The organism is Bacillus paralicheniformis (assembly GCF_001042485.2).
Classification (GTDB): domain Bacteria; phylum Bacillota; class Bacilli; order Bacillales; family Bacillaceae; genus Bacillus; species Bacillus paralicheniformis.
In genome coordinates this window covers 430,240-443,206 of the sequence record NZ_LBMN02000004.1, presented here as the reverse complement: position 1 = coordinate 443,206, position 12,967 = coordinate 430,240, and the positions used below count along the sequence as shown (strand labels likewise).

The 12,967-nt window shown below is 45.6% G+C and carries 12 protein-coding genes and 1 pseudogene; 3 read left to right on the top strand and 10 right to left on the bottom strand.

Features of this window, described 5'->3' with window-relative positions; genetic code table 11:
• Window positions 1-78 precede the first annotated feature (78 nt).
• The 8 genes and pseudogenes from ACH97_RS04475 to ACH97_RS04440 all read right to left on the bottom strand — a co-directional run bounded on the left by ACH97_RS04475 (window position 79) and on the right by ACH97_RS04440 (window position 7,948).
• Window positions 79-639 (bottom strand): manganese efflux pump MntP, encoded by a 561-nt coding sequence (locus ACH97_RS04475; protein ID WP_023857078.1) that lies wholly within the window; start codon window positions 637-639, stop codon window positions 79-81.
• 74 nt (window positions 640-713) lie between these two features.
• A complete protein-coding gene (locus ACH97_RS04470) occupies window positions 714-1,757 on the bottom strand; it encodes an L-threonylcarbamoyladenylate synthase (protein WP_025810646.1) in 1,044 nt (347 codons plus the stop codon).
• Between the two features lie 157 nt (window positions 1,758-1,914).
• Window positions 1,915-2,358: a GNAT family N-acetyltransferase gene (locus tag ACH97_RS04465; protein WP_023857076.1), complete on the bottom strand. Its 444-nt coding sequence runs from the start codon at window positions 2,356-2,358 to the stop codon at window positions 1,915-1,917.
• 343 nt (window positions 2,359-2,701) lie between these two features.
• On the bottom strand, window positions 2,702-3,361 hold the full coding sequence (gene spoIIR, locus ACH97_RS04460) for a stage II sporulation protein R (RefSeq protein WP_020453271.1): 660 nt from the start codon (window positions 3,359-3,361) through the stop codon (window positions 2,702-2,704).
• A 120-nt stretch (window positions 3,362-3,481) separates the two neighbouring features.
• The gene (locus ACH97_RS04455; RefSeq protein ID WP_025810645.1) at window positions 3,482-4,666 is read right to left on the bottom strand and encodes an MFS transporter; all 1,185 of its coding nucleotides are present in this window, start codon (window positions 4,664-4,666) and stop codon (window positions 3,482-3,484) included.
• 74 nt (window positions 4,667-4,740) lie between these two features.
• The gene (locus tag ACH97_RS04450) at window positions 4,741-5,787 is read right to left on the bottom strand and encodes a Gfo/Idh/MocA family protein (protein WP_025810644.1); all 1,047 of its coding nucleotides are present in this window, start codon (window positions 5,785-5,787) and stop codon (window positions 4,741-4,743) included.
• A gap of 13 nt (window positions 5,788-5,800) precedes the next feature.
• Window positions 5,801-6,649 carry an HAD-IIB family hydrolase gene (locus ACH97_RS04445; protein WP_025810643.1) on the bottom strand — a complete coding sequence of 283 codons (849 nt, stop codon included), beginning with the start codon at window positions 6,647-6,649 and terminating at the stop codon, window positions 5,801-5,803.
• A pseudogene (locus ACH97_RS04440) lies at window positions 6,636-7,948 on the bottom strand (DegT/DnrJ/EryC1/StrS family aminotransferase). Before ACH97_RS04440 ends, ACH97_RS04445 begins: the two are co-directional and overlap by 14 nt.
• Window positions 7,949-8,054: 106 nt before the next feature.
• Here ACH97_RS04440 and ACH97_RS04435 point away from each other — a divergent pair.
• On the top strand, window positions 8,055-9,044 hold the full coding sequence (locus tag ACH97_RS04435; RefSeq protein WP_020453276.1) for a LacI family DNA-binding transcriptional regulator: 990 nt from the start codon (window positions 8,055-8,057) through the stop codon (window positions 9,042-9,044).
• 767 nt (window positions 9,045-9,811) lie between these two features.
• Here ACH97_RS04435 and prmC read toward each other — a convergent pair.
• Together prmC and prfA are read right to left on the bottom strand one after the other, a co-directional pair.
• Window positions 9,812-10,678 (bottom strand): peptide chain release factor N(5)-glutamine methyltransferase, encoded by an 867-nt coding sequence (gene prmC, locus ACH97_RS04420; RefSeq protein WP_025810639.1) that lies wholly within the window; start codon window positions 10,676-10,678, stop codon window positions 9,812-9,814.
• 1 nt (window position 10,679) lies between these two features.
• Window positions 10,680-11,750: a peptide chain release factor 1 gene (gene prfA / locus ACH97_RS04415; RefSeq protein WP_020453279.1), complete on the bottom strand. Its 1,071-nt coding sequence runs from the start codon at window positions 11,748-11,750 to the stop codon at window positions 10,680-10,682.
• Between the two features lie 135 nt (window positions 11,751-11,885).
• Here prfA and gloA2 point away from each other — a divergent pair, with 135 nt between their 5' ends.
• Window positions 11,886-12,269, top strand: a complete 384-nt coding sequence (gene gloA2 / locus ACH97_RS04410) for an SMU1112c/YaeR family gloxylase I-like metalloprotein (RefSeq protein WP_020453280.1) — start codon at window positions 11,886-11,888, stop codon at window positions 12,267-12,269.
• Window positions 12,270-12,404: 135 nt separating this feature from the next.
• Entirely contained in the window at window positions 12,405-12,965 is a 561-nt protein-coding gene (gene racA / locus ACH97_RS04405; RefSeq protein WP_020453281.1) for a chromosome-anchoring protein RacA, read from the top strand.
• Window positions 12,966-12,967 lie beyond the last annotated feature (2 nt).

The window sequence follows — 12,967 nt, the reverse complement described above, 5'->3', positions numbered from 1 at the left end:
AAAGAGAGGATCTCTCCCCTCTTTTTCTAAGTTTCATTATGTTATGCAAAGTGGGAAAAAGATTTTCTCCTCTTTCAATTAAATGGGCAGCAAAAGCTTCAGGCCGAAGCTCAGTAGGATGGCTCCTCCGAGCGCTTCGCTGTAAGCTCCAAGCCACGTTTGAACCTTTTTTCCAAGCAGCAGACCCGCCCAAGTTAACACCATGCTGAACAAACCGAACAAAAAGATCGTTAATAGCGGTTTCGTCCCGTAGAGGCCGAGGCTGAGACCGACTGAAAAGCTGTCGAGGCTGACGCCGACGGCAAAAATGAATAAGCCGAAGCCGTGCGGAGAGATGATCTGCTCCCCGCTTTTATTAAAAGATGCGGCAATCATCTGAATGCCCAGCACCAATAAAAGCGCTCCTCCAAGATACCCCGCAAGCGCACCAAGCGCGCCCGAAAGAAACTGTCCCGCAATCATACCGCCAAGCGGCATGATGACATGGAACAATCCAATAATGACGCCGATTTGAAAGATTTGGTTCCTTTTCAGCTTGGCCATTCCCATTCCAAGACCGACTGAAAAGGCATCCATGCCGAGTGCAAAAGCCATGATCGAGAGCGTCAGGATTTCGCCTATTAACACATCAACATTCATGCAATTCCCCCTTGGACACGCCAGCTTTTCTAGCTTATGCACGTCCAAAGGCGGATAGAACAACCCTGCTTAGGCTACGCTTCGATTACGCGATGGCCTGCAGCTTTCAAGAGCCGGTTCATAATCGCCCGGCCCACCCCTTCCTCAGGGAAAGACTCAGCAAAAATAAAATCGAGCTGTTCTTCGTCAAAGCTGCGGAGAATGTCATACAAACCGGCGGCAACCGTTTCAAGACGGTCTCTTCTGCCGCAGATGCGGACGGCATCCGCCTGATAGGCACCGGCCCGTTCCTCTGTCGTAAGGACGCCGACTTTCATGCCGTCTTTCTGATATTGGCCGATCAGCCGTTGAATATCTTCAACGCTTCCGTTCACAATGGCAAGCGGGGCTTCCGGTGCATAATGCGCATATTTCATCCCGGGAGACATCGGCGCCTTTTTTTCGTCGGTGAGGCCCTGGTCAATCAAGACAGAGCCGGCCGCTTCTTCGAGCTGCTCTTTTGTGACGCCGCCCGGCCTCAAAATGACCGGAATTTCCCCGGTGCATGAAACAACTGTTGATTCAACCCCTACTCCTGTAGGACCGCCGTCAACGATACCTGCAATCCTTCCATTTAAATCGTGAACGACATGCTCGGCTTTCGTCGGACTCGGTTTCCCGGACAGATTGGCGCTCGGGGCGGCCACCGGAACGCCGGCCTGTCTAATCAGCTCAAGGGCAACAGGATGATCAGGCATTCTGACCGCGACCGTATCGAGCCCCGCCGTCACCTTTGTGGATAACACCCCGGGTCTGCAAGGCAGCACAAGGGTCAGCGGTCCGGGCCAAAAACGCTTCATCAGCATTTCGGCCTGAGGCGAATCAACCTCTGCAAATTCTCCGAGCTGTTCAATTTCAGCGATGTGGACAATGAGCGGATTGTCGCTCGGACGCCCTTTCGCTTCGTATATTTTAGCTACTGCTTCGCTGTGTTTGGCGTTTGCACCAAGACCGTAAACAGTCTCTGTCGGAAAAGCAACCGTTTCATTTTGCTTGAGCAGTCTTGCCGCTTGTGCAATTTGTGGACAGTTTGTGGACAAATCACGTTTTACATCCACAGTCCATACTTTTGTTTTCATTAACATCAAAACTCCCTTAACAAAACACTAAAAACGTTAATCATTCATGTAAATCCTGTTGAAAGTATAAAAGATGAAGAAAAAGAAAACAAGCGTTGTCCACATTTTGTGGATAACGCTTTTGAATCCGTGGATATCTCTGTGTATAAGTTAACGGCTAATTAGACGTTTTCTCCATCAAAACGGCTCCGTTTACGCTCAACGAGTCTGAAACATGCTCTGATCCATCAAGCTCTTCCGGAATTGCCGCAGCTTGTTTAAAACCGAGCACTTCAAGGAAATCCATCGATGTTCGTTTATTGGCAACTAAATACAGGGTTTGGATTCCCCGCTTTTCACACAATACCTGCATGCTTTGAAACAGGGAAACGATGTGGCCCTGGCTGAGCTTGTCAGACACGACAAGCGAGCGCAGCAGCCCTTTTTTGTTTTCAAATTCCTCCATTCCGAGGCAGGCGACGATTTCATCGGGAGGGTCTTCCATCATGATAAACTGGCTCTTCGCTTCCTCAATGCCTTTATGGCTTGTCCCCGCCTTTTTTAAAAACGCTTCGATCGCATTCATGTCTTTCATTTCCGCTAACCTCAATTGGTAGAACATCTTTTCACCCCGTTTTTTAACTTCTCTATCCAATCTATGAGGGCGACAGTAAAATATACCTTTTGATTTGGAAGAAAGCCGGCAATTCATTTTTCAATTTTGATTAGCAGGAACTAATGCTTTGAATGAGTATGCAAATGAACTCTGTACTGGTGATAAGACAGTTTCTCTTTCTACCGGGCAATGTAATTGACACATCAGAAAGGGGCAGAAGGTGTATATTCGAAAAGCAGTATTTTCCCTGAACCGTTTTGGAAAATTATATCATATTCAAAAGCGTGAATAACCATCATGAAAAAACAAACAGTAAAAAACCGCCCTGCACGAAAGCACGGCGGTTCCTTTAAGAAAAAAGCCCGGTAATCCATTCGACAAGAAAAAATTTCACTTCTTTGTCTTCTTTATCTTTGCCAGATACCGCTTCATCTGCAGCGACTGTTTTTTCTTCCCGGGCGTTTTCCCCGGCATCGGTTTGTTCGTCTTCAGGCGACTTTACGGCTTCCCCATTGGAAAAATCAAGAAAGCAAAGCGGCGGAAACAGGACACACCACCAGTTGGCTCCCTCTCCCTTGCCTAATGTAATTAAAACAGCCTCATATTCTCCGGCTGGATACACCATATTGCCGTATAGCTTTGTCGGAAATGAAACTCGATCAAAACGGACAGACACGGATTGCCGGACATTTTCGCGCTTCATAACATCCTTGGCAACCTCTTTGATTTCGGGCAGCTTCGACCTGATGACTTGTCTCGCTTCCTCAACCGAGGTCAGGTTTTCCACCCATTTCGTAATTTGTTTATTGACCTCATCCCTGATTTTACGTTTGACGCTTTGGTCGCTCCCGCTGTCGCTGTTTGCCAAAATCCGCAGCCGAATCGCTTCATCTGGAATCACGGCAGGCTTCCCGTCTGATGATTGGGCCGTCTCTTCCGTCGTGAGATTTGCAAGCGCTCCTATTAATAAAAGAAAAATATACATACAGGCAATGTTTGATTTCTTCATTTTCCCCACCGTTCCTCTCCGTTCTTCAACCTTTTCTAGCAATATTATGGTCAAAGATGGAACGGTTTAAACGGATGCTGAAAAAAATTCTACTAAGCTTGTAATCTCTTCCTAAAAGGTCTACATATCCAAATGGCTCTGCTTGTTTTTTTGCAGGCCGGATAAAAAAATCACCGCGCTGATCACGAGCAGCAAGCCCCCCAATCCGCCGAACAGCAGAAACGGGAAGACAGCCGCTGCGCTTGCATCAATCGCCCAGCCGATCAAAAATGAAAGAAGCGCTCCTCCCAGACTTGCGGATGAAATGAAGAGACTGGTGATTTCCTCTGTAAAAGGCTTTCCAGCCAACGAGGCCAGAGTGACGGCGCACGGAAAAATACCGGCTGCCGAGAGCCCGATGAAAAATACGAGGAGCAGCTGTGTTTGATGAAGCGGAAACCATACCAGAATCAAAAGCAAAACAGTCAAGGCTCCGGCACTGAAGATCAGAAAGGCAACGGAAGTCAAGCGTCCGCCAAAAATACTTGTCAACAAACGCCCGCACACCATTCCCGTCCAAAAAAACGAAACGCTGATCACGCTGATTTCTTCTGCTCCTTTTTCCAGCATCAGCGCCGGCAAAAAGTTTGCGAAATTGGTCTCGATACCCGCATATACAAAAGCGAATATGAGAAAGAGGAAAATGCTTTTTTCTTTCCTTCCGGTTTCAAATATGGCTGACACAGTCGGTTTTTCCTGATAAGTCATTTGACCGGAAGCAGTGTCAGGGGTTTTTCTGCACAAATAAACCACCCACATACACGCAAGCACAAAAACGAAGATAAATAAAGCATACAAGGGGAAATGCCAGGCATATCGTTCCGTAAGGATATAAATAAGAAAAGGAAACAGCAAAGCGCCCAATCCGAAAAAAACCTCTAAAATATTCATCCCCTTCGCATTTTTATCTTGGGCAATCACATACGCTCCCATCGTCGTTTCTAAAGTACCGGCGCCAAAGCCGAGCAAAAACCCCATGATGACAAAAAAGATGAACATATCAAAAAGGAACACGCCTAAAAGCGTTACGAGAATAAGAAGAAGGCCAAACGTCAATACAGCCGCATGAGAGGTGCGCCTGACAAATATCGGCGCAAGCAGGACACCGATTAGAAAACCGGTGAATTGGAAAAAGATCAGGAAGGATAGATCATGAACATCCCGGTGATATTCTTGAATGATATAAGGTGACAGGCTCCCCAGCAGGATATGGATAACCCCTACGAGAAAATAAAACGAACAGCCGAATAGAAATATTTTTTTCATTAGACTCACTCCTTCGTTGCAGACCATAAAACCCTTGCGGCTATTGGCACGGCCGGCAAGGGTTTTTCGCAATGCTAGTTTGCTTGTTTTGAAAGGGACAGCTGCTGACCTTTATTGAAAAATTCATTTAAGTAGAACTGCGTCTTGTATCCATCATCAAAAGTGGCAAGAGGTGCGAAATTGCGATCCCGAACTCCGTTCATCCATTGAATCAGCTGAACTCTGAAGGAATCGGCCCATCCGTAAAATTCATTTTCAGGGTCTGTCAGCCACGTGTCCGGCATTGTTATCATCCGCTCCGTCAATCCGGTCCTCAGCAAAAACTGATTTTTCTGCCGTGAATGATAGTAGAATACGCCGTTTTGGCCATTGACCTCGATGCTAAAGCCGCATTCATCCGCTTTTGTGCATTTTGACGTAATCATATTGACAAACACATGATTTTCAAGCTGGCCGTATACTTCAGAATGATCATCAACATATACCTGTTTTTGTTCTTTTTCTTTGACGACCGTCATCATTTTGACTTTTAAACTGTCCAGTTTAAACGGGCTGTCGAACAAATAAAGAATGAGATCGATTAAATGCACACCCAAATCTCCTAATGCCCCGCTCGTTTTATTGCTTTTCGAATGATCGCGCCAAGTATATTTTTTTCTTCTCAAGGCGCTGTTTTTCTTAAAATGGACATTGATGGACAAGATATCTCCAAGTTCATTGCCGGATAGCATATCTTTTAGGCGCTGAACAAATGTGAGATGGCGGTAATTGAAGCCCATGATCGGAATATAAGCAGATTGAGAAGCCCTGTTTTTCATCTCCTCCGCTTCCTCCATTGAGACAGCCATCGGTTTTTCACACAATACATACTTACCTGCGGCCATCGCTTCAAGCACATGTTCTTTATGGCAAAAGTTCGGCGATGAAACGATGACTGCCGTCGACTGATTCAACAGCTCCTGCATACTGTTAAATGCGGTTCCTCCATATTCAAACGCACATTTGCGCGAGGCAAGCGAGTTGATATCAAAAAACCCGGAAAGCTCGGCACCTTTGACTGTTGAAAGAGCTTTCGCATGAGCTTTTGCAATTCCTCCGGCTCCAATAATTCCGATTTTCATCTAAGGACACTCCTTATCTTTTGATATGGGCTTTTAGCACTTCTAAAATTCCAGCCGTATAGCTGCCTTCTGTCATACGGGAATGGAGCGACTTTGCTTCTGCTGTCGCATTCCCCACCAGATAACCATGTCCGGTTTTTTTAAGCATATCCACATCGTTTCCGCTGTCGCCGAAAGCAAATGAATTCTCCCTCTCTATCGCGAATTTATTCAATATAAAATCCACAATGTACGGTTTGCCTGTCCGCAAAGGGATAAAGTCCACATCATAGCTGTTTTCCGGATCGCCTGCCAAAGGGTTGCAGCGATTGATATTTACTCCTATTTCATGCTCTCTTGCAAGCCGTCTGATGGCTTCAAGCGCCCTCTTATCTGTGTTCTCATCCGACGATCTATAGTAATAGTTGATTTTATAGCGGGAAAAACCATGCTGAGTCTGAGGCACAAGCTCAATCTCATATTTTTTAGAGAGAGTCTGCTTGATTTCTTCGACCAGATCATGGGAGAAATTCGATTCTTGCAATCGGGCTTCCCAATCTTTATCAGAGACTTGGCCTTCTTCAGAGAAATACGTGATCTCAGTGCCAAGGTCACTGGCGACAAAATGCGGAAGATATCGAAAGCCTCCCCGCTTCATTTTTGCAAGAACAGATGACAGGCTGCTCCCGGTCACCCAGCCGAGCAAAATCTTGTGATCGAGATGGTTCGAATGAATAAATGTTTCAAGGTCCATGAGCGCTTTCCTCGATTCATCGGTGATGCTGTGGGCGAAATATGTCTCATCAAAATCGCAAAATACGGCGTACTTCGGCTTGTTTACTTGCTGCAAAGTGTGAAAAGAAAGTGTTTCATGATACGACATCAATTAAGGCCTCCATTACTTTGTCTTGTTCTTCTACGGTGAGTCCCGGATAGAGAGGAAGCTGAAGCATTTGTTTATGCACTGATTCAGTGACCGGCAGCGATATATGCTGATAATCGGCTTTTACAAGTGGTGTGTTTTGATGATGGGATAAAATCGGGTAGTATATATCTGTTTGGACATTATGAAATTTAAGCATCATATCTTTGACTTGGTCTCGATTTCCGCTTATCATTTTAATTGTAAACAAATGCCATACATGATCATCGGTCATTTGAGGCAATTGGATCAGACCTCTGTCTTCATACTGCTGCAAATGCGTAATATAACGATCTGCTAAATATAAGCGCTTCAGATTATTTAATGAAAGATGTTTCATCCTTGCCAGTCCAATAGCGGCTTGCAGATTATCAATCTTAGCGTTAAAGCCGTAATCAGCAGCCTTTTTATTTTTTTGATTCAGTTCAAAGCCGTGGTACATATATTCCATGCATGCGGATGCAAATGATGGATCATCCGTCACAATTGCGCCTGCTTTTCCGCAAGTGCCGAGATTTTTATACGGATTAAAGCTTAATATGGAGCAAAGGCTGTTTTTTCCCAGATCGGAAACGCCGATCGACTGGCAGGCGTCTTCAATAATCGGGATGCCGTATTTATCAGCGATTTTTGCAATGCCTTCCATGTCTGGCAGCTTTCCATAAAGGTGTACAGGCAAAATGCATTTCGTTTTCAAAGTGATGCATGCTTCAAGTTCAGAAGGATCCATGCAAAATGTAACAGGGTCAATATCGCAGAAAACCGGAGTGCCTCCAGCTGCAAGCACGGCGTTTTCCGTTGCAGCAAAGCTGTTTGCAGGCATAATGACTTCATCACCTTGTCCAATACCCGCAGCTTTCAGTTGACAATCATGGCATCGGTTCCGCTGGAGGAAGCCATGACATGCTTTTTTCTCAAAAGAGCGGCTATTTCAGCTTCAAATACACCGACATAAGAACCGCTTGTAAATTGCCCGGTCGGCAGCACGCCTTTCACCGCATGAATCACGTCATCTACTTCTTCTTCTGTGATCAGTCGATGAAGCGGCATAAAATCAACTCTGGAGGGCGGAGAATCCATTCTGTTTAGCAAATTGGCGGTCAAGTCGAATTGATCCTGCTGCAATGTCTCTTTTAATTTTTGATTAGCCAGTGTGTCGTCTATACGGCATTCACCAGCGTGCTTCCCTTCCTTCAAATCATTCAGAAGGACAAATAGCTGTTTGCTTGTGCAAGTCATGTTTTCGCTTGCGGTTTTCATCAATTTCACCCCATTTTTATTATTTTGGGAAATTGTCATATTTCATGACATATCTTAAATGATGGAATCGATACCATAACAACTCTTTTTTTCAGGAAGTGACTTTATGCCTACGATTGACGAAATTGCAAAATTAAGTAATGTGTCAAAAACAACTGTTTCAAGAGTACTGAACGACCATCCTTATGTATCTGAAGAAAAAAGGAAGCGTGTTTTGGAAGTCATCGAAAAATTGGACTACATTCCGAACACCTCTGCACGAAAGCTCAGATCCAACAAAACGATGTTTCTCGCAGTGTCTGTCCCTCACGCGGACCATCCATTCTTCGCGCAGCTCATGAAGCATGTGTCCGCTGAAGCGCTGAAACACCAATACAAAGTCATTGTGTTTCAGACGTTTTATCAAAAGCAGAATGAACTGAAAGTACTGGAGCTGCTCAAGAGGAAAGAAGTCGACGGGCTTATGTTATGCAGCCTTGAAAATGAGTGGGAAGACATCAAAAAATACGTCAAATACGGTCCTGTGGTCTTGGCAAATGAATTCCACGCCGAAGCGGACGTGCCGGTGATCTGCTATGACGAATTCGAAGCCGGATATAAAGGAACGGAGCTTTTTATTCAAAAAGGGCATCATTTAATGGCCTTTTGCTGTGACACGATACACAGCAAGGCCCAGATTATGAGAAAAGAAGGGTTTATGAAAGCATTGTCTGATGCGGGTTTACATTTCCAGGAGAAGTGGATGTTCAGCCACGCATTTACCATTCATGACGGCTTCCGTATTATGGACCAGATCCACAACATGTCTGAAAAGCCGACCGCCATTTTTACGGGAAACGACCAAGTGGCCGCAGGAATTATTAAAAGGGCCCGCTATTATCAATATGAAGTGCCAAAGCAGCTTGCAGTGCTTGGATATGATAATCAATCGATCTGTGAGGTGACCGATCCGGAAATCACGACAATCGATATACCTGTTGAAGAGCTGGCTCAAAAAGCCGTATGTGCAATGGTAAACCACCTAAATGGGGAAAGCGGATTACAGAGGGATGTCGTGACTCTGTCTCCTACATTAAAAATCAGACAATCTGTTTAGGGTATATATTAATCTTGAACTATTTTTTATTTTATTCAGATAAAATTTTTGTTAAAAAATGGTGAAGAAGACCTTCTGAACGGTCATGGCTGCGGTTGCTGTTTTTTAACAAAAAAGACCGCCGGGAATTTGAACTGCCCCTCTTTTGTTAGACACACTTCACAATTGGAGGTGCAGTTTTTAAAATTTACAGTTGAGGAAATTCGCACAGTGTCTTTCATGGGTGGATTCGCAATACCGATATCATGGAGAAGACGCGTCTAAAAAGCCTATACAAGCTATTCTGCCGAAGATAAACCAAAAGGTACTTCACTCGAAAATGGGACATCTATCCGTGAAACAGCTTGAAACCGGAGGAATAGGTACCCTAAAAAGCGGCGTTTACCTATGAAGAAGGATCAGACGAAGGGACCCAAGCGGAAATTGAACGCCTGCGGATGGAGAATGCCTGCTTAAAAAAGTTGAAAGCCTTAGTTCAAAACAACGAAACATCACACAAAGCATGTCCCGTAAAGGCAACTGTCACGACAATGCGGTGGCGGAAAGCTTCTTTTAGCATTTTAAAATCAGAATTCATTTATTTTAAAGAATTTGGAGCGTCGAACATTTCAAAAAAGGACCCGCATAGTATATTGATTCTCTACAATCACAAACGGATCAAGATCAAATTAAAAGGCATGAAACCTGGTACTATACCGGAATCATGCCAGTCAAACTGCTTCATGAGATTTTAACTTTTTAGGGTCGCTTCATTTCCGGCGGTTTCCTTAACGATGTTGCTCAATTACCGCGCAGACGATACGGTCTTTTCCATTAAGATCCTTTTTCACCCGTACGTCAGCATCAGGAAAGAACCGGTGAAACATGTCTTTGACGGCATTCCCCTGAGTCCAGCCGATTTCAAACACCACCAGTGCCTGATCTGCGATGACAAATGGAATTTCTTTCATGAAACGCTTATAAAACTGCAATCCGTCAGCACCGTCCGTCAAAGCCCCGGCGGGTTCATGAAGACGTACGACATCTGACAGCGTCTTCATGTCTTCCTCAGATATATAAGGTGGATTTGAAACGATGACATCAGCTTTCTTCTGTCGCTTGATAAGCGGCTCAAGCAAATCGCCGCCGATGAAATCCACTTTCGCCCCAAGCCGGTCAGCGTTGTGTCTTGCCGTGCTTAAAGCTTGTTCCGAAATATCCGTCGCCGTGACGGAAAAACGCGGGCTCTCAAGCGCAAGAGTCACCGCAATCGCCCCGCTTCCTGTACCGATATCGACGGCTTTAAGGCGATCTGTTCCGTGAAAAACTCTTTCCGCTTCAGAAAGAACAGCTTCAACGACTTCCTCTGTTTCAGGACGCGGAATCAAAACGTGTTCATTTACGGAAAATTCCCGTCCGTAAAAGGATTCATTTCCGGTGATATATTGAACAGGCACTCCTTGATGATGAAGCTCGACAGATTTTTTAAACCGCGAAAAATCAGACTCTGATATGACATCATGGAAGCTTGCCAACAGTTTGCTGCGGTCGATGTTCAGCTGATCTGTCAGCAAAATTTCCGCGGCATTCCGGTCTCTTCCCGCTTCGGCCAAATAAGAAGAAGCCCATTTAAGGGCTTCAAATACCGTCTTCATCTCAGCTTTCCGCCTCTTGCAGCTTGCTTGCCTGGTCTTCTACGATCAGCGCGTCGATGACTTCGTCAAGCTTGCCTTCAAGGATCTGGTCGAGCTTTTGGATCGTCAAGCCGATCCGGTGATCAGTGACGCGGTTTTGCGGAAAGTTATACGTGCGGATGCGCTCTGAACGGTCCCCTGTTCCGACTGCGGATTTTCGGTTTTGATCATATTCAGCCTGAGCTTCCTGCTGAAATTTATCGTAAATTCGCGCGCGCAGAACTTTCATCGCTTTTTCTTTGTTTTTGATCTGAGATTTCTCATCTTGGCAAGACACGACAACACCTGTCGGAAGGTGGGTCAGACGGACGGCTGACATCGTCGTATTGACGCTTTGCCCTCCCGGACCGCTCGACGCGAAGGTGTCGACACGGATGTCTTTTTCATGAATATCCACTTCTACCTCTTCAGCCTCAGGAAGACAGGCTACCGTTGCCGTGGATGTATGGATACGCCCGCCGGATTCGGTCTCTGGAACGCGCTGTACGCGGTGTGCGCCGTTCTCATACTTCAGCCTTGAGTATGCGCCGTTCCCATTGATCATAAAAATGATCTCTTTATATCCGCCTGTGCCTGTCATATTCGCTTCCATCACTTCTGTTTTCCAGCCTTGGAGCTCTGCGTAGCGGCTGTACATGCGGTACAGGTTGCCGGCAAACAAAGCAGCCTCTTCTCCGCCCGCTGCGCCGCGGATTTCCATGATAACGTTTTTGTCATCGTTCGGATCTTTCGGGATCAGCAATACCTTCAGCTGGTCTGTGAGCGACTCGATTTCTTCCTGCAGTTCGGAAATTTCCTCTTTAACCATCTCGCGCATATCGGAGTCCAGCTTTTCTTCAAGCATCGCTTTGGCATCGCTCAGCTGTTCCGACGCGCTCCGATAACGTCTGTATACTTCAACTGTTTCCTGTAAATCAGATTGTTCTTTCGAATATTCTCTAAGCTTCTTCGGATCGTTGACAACTTCCGGATCGCTTAATAGTTCATTTAATTTTTCGTACCGGTCCTCTATCGATTTTAAACGGTCTAACACGCTATTCACCTCTGTTTGCTGTGCGTAACATTCTAATTATAGTACAGGGACTCCTCCCCGTCAAAACAACTTCGCCGTTATCGGCAGCTGCCGCGTCTTTTTGCTATACTTTTAAGAAAAAAGGAGCTTAACTCAATGCTGGAATCGATTCATCACATCGCCATCATATGCTCGGATTATGAAGCATCCAAAACATTCTATGTCGACAAGCTCGGACTTGAGATTCTGAGCGAAACGTACAGAAAGGACCGGGATTCATATAAACTGGATCTCTCATTAAACGGCCGCTATGTCATCGAGCTGTTTTCTTTTCCAGATCCGCCCGAGCGCCTTACCAGACCAGAAGCTGCCGGGCTCCGCCATTTGGCTTTCACAGTGGCCGATCTTGATCAGACCGTCAAGGAGCTCAAGCAAAAAGGCATCATTGCCGAACCGGTTCGCACCGATCCCGGAACAGGCAAGCGCTATACGTTCTTCTCCGATCCGGACGGCCTGCCTTTAGAGCTTTACGAGGCATAGCAACGCCTTCGCCATCTGTGGAAAAACCGCTTTCTTTGCCGAATTCCTTCTTCTTTTGTCTAACAGGAAGGAAGCTTTTCATTCAGGTCGAATACCCTTTTTAATGAACAGTTACAGGTTAAAAGGAGGTATCATATGAATACTGCTGATGCGGCAAATGAACTCGGGGTATCAACCAAAACGGTGCAGCGCTGGGTCAAGCAGCTGCAACTGCCCGCTTCCCGAAATGAGCTTGGCCACTACTTTTTCACGAAAGACGATATCGCCATTTTAAAAGAAGTAAAAGAGCAGTTAAAAAACGGTACGCCTATGCAGGATGTCACAGTCAAACGCCCGAAAAAAACCTTCCTCATCAAAAAAAACGAAATGGTTCAAACGGAAGAGCCGGCACCCCAGTTGAATGAGCGGCTCGAAGAAAGGCTGCAGCGTTTTTTAGAGCACGAACAGCTTGAACGCGAGCTGCTCCAAAAGAAAATCGCCGAGCTGGAAAGAAAGCTTGAACAAAAAGCGGACGATGTCGTCTCCTATCAGCTTCTGCAGCAAAGGCGCGAACTGGAAGAAGAACGGCAGCAGATCAAACATCTCGAACAGAAAATCAGTGAATTGGAAAGCATGAACCGCCACGAAAAAGATACAGCCGGCAGAAGAGAAGAAAAAAAACCGAAAAGCAAATTGAAATCGATCTTCTCTTTTTAAAG

Excerpts from the sequence above, each read along its gene's own strand:
- ACH97_RS04475 (WP_023857078.1), bottom strand. The coding sequence starts at position 639 with ATGAATGTTGATGTGTTAATAGGCGAAATCCTGACGCTCTCGATCATG.
- ACH97_RS04470 (WP_025810646.1), bottom strand. The coding sequence starts at position 1,757 with ATGAAAACAAAAGTATGGACTGTGGATGTAAAACGTGATTTGTCCACA.
- ACH97_RS04465 (WP_023857076.1), bottom strand. The coding sequence starts at position 2,358 with ATGTTCTACCAATTGAGGTTAGCGGAAATGAAAGACATGAATGCGATC.
- spoIIR (WP_020453271.1), bottom strand. The coding sequence starts at position 3,361 with ATGAAGAAATCAAACATTGCCTGTATGTATATTTTTCTTTTATTAATA.
- ACH97_RS04455 (WP_025810645.1), bottom strand. The coding sequence starts at position 4,666 with ATGAAAAAAATATTTCTATTCGGCTGTTCGTTTTATTTTCTCGTAGGG.
- ACH97_RS04450 (WP_025810644.1), bottom strand. The coding sequence starts at position 5,787 with ATGAAAATCGGAATTATTGGAGCCGGAGGAATTGCAAAAGCTCATGCG.
- ACH97_RS04445 (WP_025810643.1), bottom strand. The coding sequence starts at position 6,649 with ATGTCGTATCATGAAACACTTTCTTTTCACACTTTGCAGCAAGTAAAC.
- ACH97_RS04435 (WP_020453276.1), top strand. The coding sequence starts at position 8,055 with ATGCCTACGATTGACGAAATTGCAAAATTAAGTAATGTGTCAAAAACA.
- prmC (WP_025810639.1), bottom strand. The coding sequence starts at position 10,678 with ATGAAGACGGTATTTGAAGCCCTTAAATGGGCTTCTTCTTATTTGGCC.
- gloA2 (WP_020453280.1), top strand. The coding sequence starts at position 11,886 with ATGCTGGAATCGATTCATCACATCGCCATCATATGCTCGGATTATGAA.
- racA (WP_020453281.1), top strand. The coding sequence starts at position 12,405 with ATGAATACTGCTGATGCGGCAAATGAACTCGGGGTATCAACCAAAACG.